Raw genomic sequence first — 11,483 nt, forward strand, 5'->3', positions numbered from 1 at the left:
CTCGATCAGCTCCTCGCGGCTCAACCGCTCAAGATCGCTGCGCCCCATCCCATGAAGGAATCAGCGAAATCCGACCCGCGCAAGGGCCTGGGTAATTGCACAGCATCGTTGATAAGCCATCCCAGGAGTGTGACGAGTGTTGCCGCGGTAAGTCCGCCTTCCTCGTAGATTATGGTATTTGCGAACAGATAAGCGCTGACGCCGAGTGTGATTCGAGCATCCTTAGTGACAACACTTCCCCACTCGCCCCTAAACAAATCTAAGAAGCTAAAAAATCCTAAAATCGCACACGCCGTCAACAGCACGAGCATCATAGCGGCTCGGAAGTCGATGGATAACGGAGGGACCATTCCTGATGAGGAAGACCTCTCACCAACGCTGATATGTTGAAAAGGCTAGGGCAAACCTGACTGAGAGAAGCAGCCGCGCTTTCTGCCACCGCTAGGGCTGACGCGGCCTGCCTTGGTATTAGGCATACTGCATACCAATGTTGCATTCCGAGCGCTTCGTCGCTAGAAGGTTCACACCACGTATACCTTAGAGGTCTCTGGGTGCCAAGATCCTCGGTTCGACCCGCCTCTGCCTCTGGCACTCCGCCGCTTGAGCACCAATCCTCCGCTCGCTCCAACGGACTTTGGGCACGTGCGGCTGACGTATCCTTTCCGTTCGGTGGATCTCAATCCTTCTCGAGACCGAGTGAGCTCTCGCATGCCTGATCCCGCCACCTCTCCTCCACAGGTAGGCCGTATCTTCGGTCTTCGCATTTTTCGGCCGATCCTTGCGGGCGCCACGCTTCGCGAGCGTCTCATCGCTTGCGTAGGAGCTTTGATAGGCATCGCGCTCACCGGCTTGATCTGCGGCCTGTTCTTCGGGGAGGGACCGCACATCCCGCTGATCGTGGCACCGATGGGTGCCTCAGCGGTTCTGGTTTTTGCCGTGCCCGCCAGTCCGCTCGCCCAACCCTGGCCGGTCATCGGTGGCAATACCATCTCAGCGCTCATGGGTGTGCTCGCCGCCCACCTCATCGCAGATCCGGTCATCGCGATCGGCGTGGGGGTCTCGCTAGCTATCGCGGCGATGTCGGTGACGCGGTCACTTCACCCGCCCGGCGGCGCCGCTGCCTTAACGGCTCTCATCGGCGGTCCGGCGGTCACTTCGGCCGGCTTCACGTTTCCCTTGTTCCCTGTCTGCATCAACTCGTTGATCCTGGTCGCCCTCGGCGTACTGTTTCACAAGATTTCTCGCCGCAATTATCCGCACGTTGCCGTCCCGATTCCAGTAAACACGCACGGGACGGCCGATCTGCCTGCATCGATCCGCGTCGGGTTTACGCCGGACGACGTGGATGCCGCTTTGGCCGAGCTCAACGAAGCATTGGATATTGACCGCTCTGATCTCGACAGGCTCTTGCGCCAAGTCGAACATCACGCCCTCGTTCGAACGCAAGGTGATCTGACCTGCCGCGATGTAATGTCACGTGATGTAATCACGATCAGCCTAGATGAAACCATCGATCACGCGCGCGAGCTTCTGCTCACGCACAACATCAGAACGCTCCCGGTTGTCGACGCCGGGGGACAGCTGAAAGGAACGCTGGGACTGCGTGAACTGGCTCGCCAGGATACGGGCAGCATTGTGGAAGCCATGTCAGCAGCAAGAACGGCGGATCCTGCCGCTCCCGCTGTAAGCCTCGTTCCGACCCTCAGCGATGGACGCACCCACGCGATCGTCTTGACCTCGGCGGATCGTAAAGTTCTCGGCATCATCACGCAGACAGATCTTCTCGCGACACTCGCTCGTTCTGCGTCCACGAAGTCACTCGTACCTTTATCCTGACGGGTCGTTCAAACGGACCCGGTATCGAGCTTTCCAAGCGCTCGAACCAAAGCAGGCTCCATCGTACGAAGTTCCTCGAGATGCGCCGCCGTCAGCTCGGCCAGAATCGACTCCGCGCGTGGAGTGAGGGCGAGTTCCATGCGACGCGCGTCGTGAGCACTTCGTGTCTTGGTCAGCAAGGACGCCTCGACCATCCGAGATACCAGCTCGGCCGCGGTGTGGGGCGCGATCAGTAATCGATCCGCAAGGACGCCGACACTCGGCGCTTCTGAACCCACGTGCCCCGCGATGGCGAGCATGGCTTGGTGCTGCTGATGCGGAAGCCCTGCCTGCTGCGCGGCCGCCTCGCTGAACGCGAGGAAGCGCCGCAGCTGATACCGAAAGGCGGCGATAGCCGCGTACTGCTCGCTCGACAATCCCTTCGAGAACGACGCCTTCTGCTCCATGTTGGTCCCCTCTGCCGAAGGCGTCTGGACTATATCGTCATACGATATATATCTACGCCTACGTCGGATAGGATAGACATGCAGCAGGACACGCCGAGCGCAATCGACGAGATACGCCTCGAAGAGAGACGGGGTGCGGAGCGACGGCTCGGAGGACTTGCGCTTCGCGCGAAGCGGCCCCTCGGCGATTTCACCACCGACCGGCGCGTCCTGATCCTGGTGGCGATGTCGCTCGTCGTCGGCACCGGCGGAGCGCTGGCGGCCTGGCTGCTCGTCCAGCTGATCACGCTCGTGACGAACCTGGCCTGGTTCGGCCGCCTCGACACGATGCCGGTCTCCATGGCCGCCGCGGCGCGGACCCCCTGGATGGTGCTCGTGCCCGTCCTGGGCGGGCTCGTGATCGGGGCGATGGCGCGCTTCGGCTCGGAGAAGATCCGCGGGCACGGCATCCCGGAAGCCATCGAGGCGATCCTCATCGGCGGGAGCCGCATGTCGGCGAAGGTCGCCGTGCTCAAGCCGATCTCCTCCGCGATCTCGATCGGCAGCGGCGGGCCGTTCGGTGCGGAAGGGCCGATCATCATGACGGGCGGTGCCATCGGCTCCCTGTTCGCACAGTTCTTCCACCTGAGCGCGGCGGAGCGCAAGACGCTCCTCGTGGCCGGCGCCGCGGCCGGGATGACCGCGATCTTCGGGACACCGATCGCGGCCGTGCTCCTGGCCGTCGAGCTGCTGCTGTTCGAGTGGCGCCCGCGCAGCTTCATCCCGGTGGCCGCCGCCGCCATCACGGCCACCTGCTGGCGCCCGCTGCTCTTCGGAGCCGGGCCGCTGTTCCCGTTCTCGGCCGATCCGGCCCTGCCCTGGTGGGGCCTGATCGCCTGCGCGGGACTGGGCATTCTCGCCGGACTGCAGTCGGGCCTCCTGACGAAACTCCTCTACGTCCTGGAGGACGCCTTCGAGCGCCTGCCCATCCATTGGATGTGGTGGCCGGCGATCGGCGGGCTCTTCGTCGGGCTGGGCGGCTTGATCGAACCCCGTGCGCTCGGCGTCGGCTACGACGTGATCGGCGATCTCCTGACCGGCGATCTCGCCGCCCGGGCCGTCCTAACGATCCTGGCCGTCAAGGCCGCGATCTGGCTGGTGGCCCTCTCGTCCGGCACGTCCGGAAGCGTGCTGGCACCCCTGCTCATCCTCGGCGGTGCCCTCGGCTGGGTCGTCGGTCTCGCCCTGCCCGGTACACCCGGCTTTTGGGCATTGCTGGGCATGGCCGCCATGCTGGGCGGCACCATGCGCGCGCCCCTGACCGGGGCGCTCTTCGCGGTGGAACTCACCGGCGACGTTCACATCCTGGCCCCGTTGCTGGCCGCCACCGTCGCGGCCTACGCGGTGACCGTGCTGCTGCTGAAGCGCTCGATCCTGACGGAGAAGATCGCCCGGCGCGGGCAGCACGTGACGCGCGAGTACGGGCTCGATCCCTACGAGCTGACGCGCGTGGGCGCGGTCATGACCCGCACGGTCGATGTGTTCGATGCGGAGCGGTCGATCGCCGACACCATGCGGGCGATCGAGACCGGGCCGCATCACGCCTACCCGGTCGTCGACGGGCAGGGACGCCCGGTGGGCCTGGTCACCCGCGGCGATGCCCTGCGCTGGACGGCGGAGGGCGGGCATGCCGGGCAGCGCCTCGGGGAGCGGGTCTCCGATGCCGCCCTGGCCGTCGTTCATCCGGAGGATGTCGTCGCCCGCGCCCTCGACATCATGATGGCTGCCGCGCAGGGCCGGGTTCCGGTAACGGATGCGGCGAGCGGCGCCCTGGTGGGCCTGCTCACCCGCAAGGATCTTCTGCAGGTCCGTGCCACGGTCGTTCAGTCCGAGCGGGAGCGCCGGGCCTTCCTCGGCCATCGCACTCTTCGGCACGCGAAGACCCGATACGCGCGAAAGCGTGCGCAAGCCGCAGCGCGGCCTGATAACTAAGTGCTCGCCACCACTTTATTTGCAGTTCTCGTTACGGGCTCGATACCTGGTCCAGTCTGCAGGCATGCGGTGAGATAGAAGTTAGTCTAGCTTTGTTTGGAGATCCCGATGTTATGGGTCACACGCCTTTTCGATGATGCTGATTGGACCGACATCCGCGCAACATTCGAGGACCAGTTCGAGGCGTTTGGCCGTCCACGGGACATGATGCTCGTGGCTGCCTGCTTAGGCGATGGAAGGCACCGCCTCTGCATTGGCGTACCAGAACCCGAGCTCTTGGCTACCTACTATGGCTTTGACCCGGTACTTCGCGCCCGCCTGCCGCCAGCACCAACCTTTCTGGTTGGGCACCAGGAAGTCTTTCAAGCCATGTTCCAATGTGGTGGCTGACATGATCGCGCGCATCGTGCACAGTAAAGGACTTCGTACGAATACAAGCTGGACAGCCCACCAACGCGCTGCTCTATCGGCGGATCACCACATCGGCACATGGGACTGACTGGCGAAAACGATCGCCTAAAAATTTTTCCGCCGTCGGCGCAGTCGTACCTACACGCCCCATTTAGCGAACGCGCTGACATTTAATCCAGCGTTGAGACCTAATCAGCCATGCTTGCGGACGCATAGGTGAGACACGTTTACTGTGTTCTAAATTTAGCGAGATAAAACTTGGAGTGCATCCGCTATGCAGGCTCCTCACGCCTACAACGTTTTCCGGCGTAAGCAGCAATCAGCGCTGCGATGCGCTGTGCCTCAGGATCAGCCTGTGCCGACCTTCCTTCATGGCGGGGATTGGGAATTCGGAGGCACGATCAAGGGTCATGAGCCAACACCTGCCGGCTTCCGGCCAGAGGCTGCAAGCGACGCGGTGCGACTGAACGGCTTCTATCTATATCACGCGCTGCGAGCACAATGACCGCAACACCAACATTTCTTCATAGCCACCTAGACTGCGGATGGGTCCGTGTCGTGGAGAACGCGCTCGTTCAGCGGTAGCACCATACGAAAGCTCATACCGCTCGATGCGAAAGTGAAGCTCACCTGTGCCTTCAGATTGTGGGACAACATCTCCTGTAGGACCACTGTGCCAAAGCCACGACGAGATGGGGCTTGATCGTGCAGGACAACGCCACTCTCAACCCAATCGAACACAAGTTGGAGGCCTCCGAACTGCTCCTCAATCTGCCATGTCACCGCTAAGCGGCCTGACGGACTTGCCAAAGCTCCAAACTTGAGTGCGTTCGTTGCCAACTCATGCAGCGCCAACGCCAGTGGTTCAGCCGCTCGCAGATGCAGCCGTACTTCTGGACCTTCAACGCGCGCGCGCCCGTCCTGATAGGCGTGAACACTTGTGAGTTCGTCGGTTACGAGGTGGCCGAAATCAACCCCGGCCGTGGCGTTCTGAATGATGACGTTCTGCACCCGCGCTAGGGCAGCTAAGCGCCCGTCAAGATGCGCGGCATAGTCCTCCAAGTTCTCGCTGAGTTCGGCCGATCGCCGGGCAATGAGCCGTGTTGTTGCCAGGGTGCCACGCACCCGGTGCTGCAATTCAGCCAGCAAAGCCGCTTGCGCCTGAACGCTCAAGTCAGATCCCATCGTCATCGAAGCTCCAGGGTACTCTTGGGCCAAACCCATTTTAGGAGAGCTCAGGTTCGCCGGCGTCGAAGTCACGGCCTTCATAGTTAAGGTGCAGGTAGTTCGGGCTGAACAGCGAGGCGGCCTGCAGTGCGGCGAAGTCCGGGATCTGCAAATATCTACCTTTCAGCATGATCAGCCCAGTCCTGCGCAGTTCCTGCACCGTACGATTGGTATGTACGTTTGAGAGCCCGAGAACCTCGACGAGCTCCCCTTGTGTCAGAGGCAAAGCATAGGAGTTCCCTTGCGTTAAGCCGATACCGCGCAGGCGCACAAACAGCTCGCACAGCAGATGGCCAAGTCGCTCGGTTGCGGTACGTTGGCCCAAGCTTACCGTCAATTCACGCTGGATCGCTGCGGTAACCAACGCGTTCCAGCACAAAGCCTTCCTAATGCGCGGATGTTCCTCCATGATTTGACCGAGCATAGGACGTGTAATTTCGGCTACGTTCACGGGCGAAAGCGCTGCGACGGAGTGGTCCATCTCACGCAAGGAATAAACGTGCTCATCGCACAAGTCGCCCGGCACAAAGAGCGAAATAACCTGGCGTCGGCCGTCATCGAGCTGCTTATAGCGGCAGGCCCAACCTTCCAAAATAAGGTTGATATGTAAAGGCGCGTCGCCCTCGCTGATGATGTCGGTTCGTGCTCCGAACCTGCGTTGCGCGCTGGCCGCGTTCTTCAGTGCCTGCTTGTCGCTAGCGGAGAGCTTGGTGAACTGCTCAAGCTTGCGGATCAGATGATGAGGCATGTGACCCTTTGCGAAGCGCGGACAGGGAGGATATCGACCAAAAACTTTAGGGTTTCTACCGGTGAGACATCCTGAAGCTGCTCTCGTTAGGCCAGAAGACTCTAGCGCGGTCCAGACCTGTTCTCCCTGTCAGCCAAAGAGCGCGCCGATGATCTGCGCGGCGTCGACTGGTTTTTCGAAATGACGCACACCTGCATAGCAGGCCGGAAGCGCGGACTTCTCGTATCCGGTGGTGAACACGAATGGCATACCACGGATCTGCAGAGCGTCAGCCACGGGATAGCTCAGCCCATCGTGTAGGTTAATGTCGAGCACCACTGCCTCGAGATCGGTTGTGGCCGCAATCAACTCCAGGGCCTCTTCAATGCTCGGCACAGGCCCCAGCACCTCAGCTCCGACTTCCTCGAACGAGCGCTGCATGTCCTGCGCGATGAAGTAGTCGTCCTCGACGATCAGCACACGACGACCAGCCAATGGATTTGCTGCAGAGGTCATCGGCGCCGCGCCTTTGCACCCTCGGTGAGTGGGAGGTCGATGGAGCAACGCAGCTCCGTCTCTCCCAGCACGTAGCTGGTTCGAGCTTTGAGAGCATAGGGTAGCGCTTTCTCGATCAGCTCACGCCCATAACCATTCCGGATCGCGCTGCCCTCCTGGAGCCCGCTTATGCCCTCCTCCAACCACAGCAAGGACAGCCAAGGCTCTCCGCAATCTCCCCTATAAGTGTCCCAGCCTACCCAGAGCTCCCCCTGTGCGCTGGCCAAAGCCCCGTATTTGCGGGCATTGGTGGCCAACTCGTGCAGAGCCAATGCAAGCGTCTGCACACTAGCCTTGCGAAGTTTCACGGACGGACCTTCAAGCGTTACACGTCCGTGCATGCCGGCTCCGAGGGCGTCGAGTTCTGTCTGGATCAGCACCTGCAGGGTGATTGGCTCTTGATCCGAACGGGAGAGGAGACCCTGAACACGGGAGAGCGCGGCGAGCCGATCGTAGAACGGCTCACGAAACTGCTCGGTTGGGCCTGTCTGGGCCATCGTTTGCTGCGCAATTGCACGCACGACCGTGATGAGGTTGCGGGTGCGGTGCTGCAGCTCGTCGACCATTACGGCTTGCCGTTGCTGCGACTCATGCAGCTCCTGAATGTCGGTGACAGCTCCATAACACTGCGTGATCTGCCCTGCCGCATTACGAATGGGCTCAGCGCGGTCCAGGAACCAGCGGTATGCGCCATCGTTGCCGCGGATGCGGTACTCACAACTATACGGCTGCCCCTGTTTCATCGCTGATCGGAAGGCCGTGAGCGGCCGCTCGCGTTCGTCAGGGTGAATCACTTCCTGCCAACCATAGCCAAGGGCATCGGCTTCAGCTTGACCGGTGTAGGCATACCAGCGCTCGCTAAACCAACTAGCACGCCCTGAGGCGTCACCGCTCCAGAGGAAGCCGGGCACGAGGTTAGCCACAGCCCGAAATCGCTCCTCATTAAGCTGCAGCGCCGTTCCTGTTCGCTCAGCCCTCACACGCCGGAGCTCCATCTGAGCCATGGCTTGGCGCGCAAGCACCCCGAGGCTGTTAGCCTGCGCATCGGTGAGGCCGTCGGGCCGGGGATGGGTGTCGATCACACAGAGTGTGCCAAGTGCCACGCCTTCTGGCGTCTCAAGTGGCGCTCCAGCGTAGAAGCGTATGTGGGGCTCGCCCGCTACAAGGGGATTGTCGCGGGTTCTCGGATCGAGAGCCAGATCTGGGATGATGAGGAGTCCAGTCTGCATGAGAGCATGGCGGCAGACAGACTGCTCCAGAGGCGTCTGCGGACAGCCGAAACCGTGGCTTGCCTTGAACCACTGTCGGTCAGCCGCAACGAGGCTGATCAACGCAACAGGGGTCTCGCAGATCTGTGAGGCGAGGTGCGCAAGGTCGTCGAAGGCTGGCTCAGGGTCAGTGTCGAGGATGGCATAACGATCAAGTGCGATCAGGCGCCCGACTTCACCTTGGTCTGGTACACTCTGCCTTAACATGGGCGTTCTTCCAGAGCAGCTGCTTAGATCATACGCCAACCTGCACGGCCTTCATATAGGCCTTGAGACAAAGCTACGACGCGGCTCCATGTCCCCGCTGGGTACCGACCGACACCCGATTCCGAACGGGACCGCCAGCTTCGCAAGCCCGGAGTCCCAATGGCGCTTGCTCAAGCACGTCACATCAAAAACGACAGCACTTACCGAAAAAAGACATTGTGAATTACAAAGCGAAACAAGTTACCGAAATGACACCTGCTGGACAAGCGTTATATGACGTATTTAAGCTTTTCTAGAGCCTCCCCGCCTGGCACGCTCGTCTCGATTAGCTCGAATAACCGTCGCACCGCCTCGAACGGACAAAAAGCATTACCGCCGCGGCTAATCATAGGCAGCAAGATCAGTCCTCTACAGCTGTTTCAGGCCTATCGCTGCCGCGAGCAGTCTCATCGTGCCACCGATACTTCTCATCTTCGTAGCTGATCACCGTGTCTTTGTCGGGCGCGCGCTGCTCAGCAGCTGCACGTTCAGCGGCAACATGAGCATCACTACGGGTTGGGAACGTCTCGGAGAACACATCCGCAACCTTATAAGCCCAGCCTCCATCGTGCTCGACGACCTGGTACGTGACACGTGTCATAGCAGACCCTCGCTTCAGTATGAGGTTGAGCAGCACTTTGCTCTTCCAGTCCCGAGAGACGCAATCCCGTGCCCCGGAGTGATCACAGCATGGTCCGAACCATCTGCGCAAAGTGGCACTGATCAGCACTGCCAAGTGGTCCTCACGCCCCCATGCATCCACGCCCATGTTCGTCACCCGCTACAGATCAAAAAAAGCGAGGCAGAATACAAAATCCAGGCGCCAAAACACGGTTGTGCGCAATCAGCAATCGCATACTACAATCTAGCACGAGCGTATGAATAACATCTGATAATAACAGCATCACCACACAGGTTCTGCATAGTTCCGCTTGTCAATCAGTCTTTGATGTGAAAGGAAAGCCTTAGCCGGATGCGACAGCGAAGTCGCGGATGGAGGCACCCAATGTTCTTCGACGAGTACGAGTTCTCGCCGCCTGATCCCGGCTGGAACTATGAGCCTACGCGTGCCGACCTGCTGCAGAAGATTGCAGCTCCTGTCTACACCACCGATGCCGATGGTTGGCTAACTTACTACAACGATGCAGCCGCCGAGCTGTGGGGTCGCCGTCCGGTCCTTGGTGAAGAGCGCTGGTGCGGCGCCTGGCGCATCTATGACACTGACGGCACAGCACTGCGTCGTGAGAACTGGCCGCTAGCGGTCGCTTTCCGGCAGGGTCGTGCAGTGCGAGGTCTGCAAGTGCTGCTCGAACAACCCGGTGGCACGCGCGTACCGGTCATGCCGCATCCGACGCCGTTGCGTGACCGTTTCGGGAAGGTGGTGGCGGGCTCAAACGTCCTTGTAAGGATCACGCACCTGTCACACCGACGCCTTGCAGGAGCTCCTCCGCATAACAGAGAGCTACCAGAGACTTTTAAGCTGACGAGGGCCTCCACGCATGGCAGCGATCAGGCGCGAAACCACGCTGTACGAGACACGGTCTGAGGTGCAGCGGATGGATAGGAGCCACTCAGCTGTGGCGCAGGAGTTTGTAGAGATTCTGACACAACGTGCGCAGCGCAGTGGGATCTGCCCAGCGCGAAAGTTGCGCGTACACCATAAGCACTTCGATCAGATGGCCACGTTGCTTCCGGACCTGCACCTCCAGGCTGTTCTGGCTGAACTTGACCACCAGTCGGCAATACTGGAGCTGGATCTCGGATCAGAGCTCCAGCATCCGGTGAGCGCTTGATCTAGCTCGATGAGCGGGTAGGGCAGGGGCACCTGAGCAGCAGGTAGCACAGAGCTAGCGCAGCGCATCAGAGACGCGTGCGCGATCAATGACTTAGCCACGCTCGCGCGCAGATCATAATCCTTGTGTCGGGGGTTCAAATCCCTCCCTCGCTACCAAAGTTTTAGCCTGCTAGGTCAATGACTTAGCAGGCTTTTTCTTTGCTCTTTGAGCTGCCGGAAAACGGCTTTATATGCTAGCTCAGTGTTAGCGCACCCTTTGGAAAAAGGTGTTTTGGATGAAGGGCCTAGCCGCTGGCACTGAGAGTACCAAATAGGGTTTCTAGCGCAGTTTTAGCGCACCCTCGGGCACCGCAGTAACCAGGCAGGCCTCATCGTGAGCACCGCAGCCAGCAGCCAAGCCGAGCGTTTTCAGCTGTTTCGGCGCACAGGCAGCACGCGGTGGCAGATGCGCTTCAGCGTGCGAGGGCAGGGGCAGATCAAGCGGTCGCTGGATACGGATGACCGGGCGGAGGCTGAGCGCCGGGCTGACGCCATCTGGTACCAGGCCACCTACCGGGCCAAGCAGGGCCTCACAGCCCGCTTACACAGCTTTGAGGCCGTAGCTGAGGAGTTCATCGCGCAGATTCATCGCGAGGTGGAGCGGGGTGAACGACGAGCGGATCAGGGCAAGAGCGAGCCCTCGATGATTCGGCGCTTCTTCATCGGCTACTTCGGCTCCAAACCAGTGGATGCCATCACGGACACGGATCTGGAGCGCTACGCGGAGTGGCGGCGCACCTACTGGACCGAGGGACCGGGCAAGCTCATCGAGCACATTGAGTACGAACGGGATGGGCATCGTCTGCGCCGACCCGTGCGGCGCTCAGCGCCCTCCATCAGCCGCCAGCGCGGCGAGACGGTGGTACTGTCTGTCGTCAGATGATTTGGGACATTCAGCGGTGTTCAGGAGCGGAGGCTCTGGTCCATCTGGGGTGAGAGGTTAGGCAGCCTGCGCGTGATGG

Annotated in this window: 12 protein-coding genes; 4 read left to right on the forward strand and 8 right to left on the reverse strand. The window is 60.7% G+C overall.

Going from position 1 to position 11,483, the window contains the following annotated elements; all coding sequences use genetic code 11:
- Nucleotides 1–20 precede the first annotated feature (20 nt).
- On the reverse strand, nucleotides 21–314 hold the full coding sequence (locus ASF41_RS25075) for a hypothetical protein (protein WP_156653336.1): 294 nt from the start codon (nucleotides 312–314) through the stop codon (nucleotides 21–23).
- Nucleotides 315–708: 394 nt separating this feature from the next.
- Between ASF41_RS25075 and ASF41_RS16535 the strand changes: the two genes are divergently transcribed.
- Entirely contained in the window at nucleotides 709–1,836 is a 1,128-nt protein-coding gene (locus ASF41_RS16535; RefSeq protein WP_056495083.1) for an HPP family protein, read from the forward strand.
- An 8-nt stretch (nucleotides 1,837–1,844) separates the two neighbouring features.
- On the opposite strand, the gene ASF41_RS16540 is transcribed toward ASF41_RS16535, so the two are convergent.
- The gene (locus ASF41_RS16540; protein WP_056218048.1) at nucleotides 1,845–2,282 is read right to left on the reverse strand and encodes a MarR family winged helix-turn-helix transcriptional regulator; all 438 of its coding nucleotides are present in this window, start codon (nucleotides 2,280–2,282) and stop codon (nucleotides 1,845–1,847) included.
- Between the two features lie 78 nt (nucleotides 2,283–2,360).
- Between ASF41_RS16540 and ASF41_RS16545 the strand changes: the two genes are divergently transcribed.
- Nucleotides 2,361–4,253 carry a chloride channel protein gene (locus ASF41_RS16545; protein WP_082504635.1) on the forward strand — a complete coding sequence of 631 codons (1,893 nt, stop codon included), beginning with the start codon at nucleotides 2,361–2,363 and terminating at the stop codon, nucleotides 4,251–4,253.
- Nucleotides 4,254–4,478: 225 nt separating this feature from the next.
- On the opposite strand, the gene ASF41_RS16550 is transcribed toward ASF41_RS16545, so the two are convergent.
- From ASF41_RS16550 to ASF41_RS24095, 6 genes are all read right to left on the reverse strand, one after another.
- A complete protein-coding gene (locus ASF41_RS16550) occupies nucleotides 4,479–4,646 on the reverse strand; it encodes a hypothetical protein (protein WP_156394212.1) in 168 nt (55 codons plus the stop codon).
- A gap of 552 nt (nucleotides 4,647–5,198) precedes the next feature.
- Nucleotides 5,199–5,855, reverse strand: a complete 657-nt coding sequence (locus ASF41_RS24090) for a sensor histidine kinase (RefSeq protein ID WP_162242128.1) — start codon at nucleotides 5,853–5,855, stop codon at nucleotides 5,199–5,201.
- Between the two features lie 34 nt (nucleotides 5,856–5,889).
- On the reverse strand, nucleotides 5,890–6,639 hold the full coding sequence (locus ASF41_RS16555) for a Crp/Fnr family transcriptional regulator (RefSeq protein ID WP_056495086.1): 750 nt from the start codon (nucleotides 6,637–6,639) through the stop codon (nucleotides 5,890–5,892).
- A 129-nt stretch (nucleotides 6,640–6,768) separates the two neighbouring features.
- Entirely contained in the window at nucleotides 6,769–7,134 is a 366-nt protein-coding gene (locus tag ASF41_RS16560; RefSeq protein WP_056218039.1) for a response regulator, read from the reverse strand.
- A complete protein-coding gene (locus ASF41_RS16565) occupies nucleotides 7,131–8,648 on the reverse strand; it encodes a sensor histidine kinase (protein WP_056218038.1) in 1,518 nt (505 codons plus the stop codon). The genes ASF41_RS16560 and ASF41_RS16565 overlap by 4 nt, the downstream gene beginning before the upstream one ends.
- Nucleotides 8,649–9,048: 400 nt before the next feature.
- Nucleotides 9,049–9,288 carry a DUF2188 domain-containing protein gene (locus ASF41_RS24095; protein ID WP_082504639.1) on the reverse strand — a complete coding sequence of 80 codons (240 nt, stop codon included), beginning with the start codon at nucleotides 9,286–9,288 and terminating at the stop codon, nucleotides 9,049–9,051.
- 405 nt (nucleotides 9,289–9,693) lie between these two features.
- Between ASF41_RS24095 and ASF41_RS24100 the strand changes: the two genes are divergently transcribed.
- Complete coding sequence (locus tag ASF41_RS24100) at nucleotides 9,694–10,233, forward strand: hypothetical protein (protein WP_244479683.1); 540 nt, start codon at nucleotides 9,694–9,696, stop codon at nucleotides 10,231–10,233.
- A 622-nt stretch (nucleotides 10,234–10,855) separates the two neighbouring features.
- Entirely contained in the window at nucleotides 10,856–11,404 is a 549-nt protein-coding gene (locus tag ASF41_RS16575) for a hypothetical protein (RefSeq protein ID WP_244479684.1), read from the forward strand.
- Nucleotides 11,405–11,483 lie beyond the last annotated feature (79 nt).

Source organism: Methylobacterium sp. Leaf111 (assembly GCF_001423285.1).
Classification (GTDB): Bacteria; Pseudomonadota; Alphaproteobacteria; order Rhizobiales; family Beijerinckiaceae; genus Methylobacterium.

What these genes read in the sequence shown, in the direction of transcription:
- ASF41_RS24100 (WP_244479683.1), top strand. Translation starts at nt 9,694, where the DNA reads ATGTTCTTCGACGAGTACGAGTTCTCGCCGCCTGATCCCGGCTGGAAC.
- ASF41_RS24090 (WP_162242128.1), bottom strand. Translation starts at nt 5,855, where the DNA reads ATGACGATGGGATCTGACTTGAGCGTTCAGGCGCAAGCGGCTTTGCTG.
- ASF41_RS16540 (WP_056218048.1), bottom strand. Translation starts at nt 2,282, where the DNA reads ATGGAGCAGAAGGCGTCGTTCTCGAAGGGATTGTCGAGCGAGCAGTAC.
- ASF41_RS16535 (WP_056495083.1), top strand. Translation starts at nt 709, where the DNA reads ATGCCTGATCCCGCCACCTCTCCTCCACAGGTAGGCCGTATCTTCGGT.
- ASF41_RS25075 (WP_156653336.1), bottom strand. Translation starts at nt 314, where the DNA reads ATGATGCTCGTGCTGTTGACGGCGTGTGCGATTTTAGGATTTTTTAGC.
- ASF41_RS16550 (WP_156394212.1), bottom strand. Translation starts at nt 4,646, where the DNA reads ATGTCAGCCACCACATTGGAACATGGCTTGAAAGACTTCCTGGTGCCC.
- ASF41_RS16555 (WP_056495086.1), bottom strand. Translation starts at nt 6,639, where the DNA reads ATGCCTCATCATCTGATCCGCAAGCTTGAGCAGTTCACCAAGCTCTCC.
- ASF41_RS16560 (WP_056218039.1), bottom strand. Translation starts at nt 7,134, where the DNA reads ATGACCTCTGCAGCAAATCCATTGGCTGGTCGTCGTGTGCTGATCGTC.
- ASF41_RS16565 (WP_056218038.1), bottom strand. Translation starts at nt 8,648, where the DNA reads ATGTTAAGGCAGAGTGTACCAGACCAAGGTGAAGTCGGGCGCCTGATC.
- ASF41_RS24095 (WP_082504639.1), bottom strand. Translation starts at nt 9,288, where the DNA reads ATGACACGTGTCACGTACCAGGTCGTCGAGCACGATGGAGGCTGGGCT.
- ASF41_RS16545 (WP_082504635.1), top strand. Translation starts at nt 2,361, where the DNA reads ATGCAGCAGGACACGCCGAGCGCAATCGACGAGATACGCCTCGAAGAG.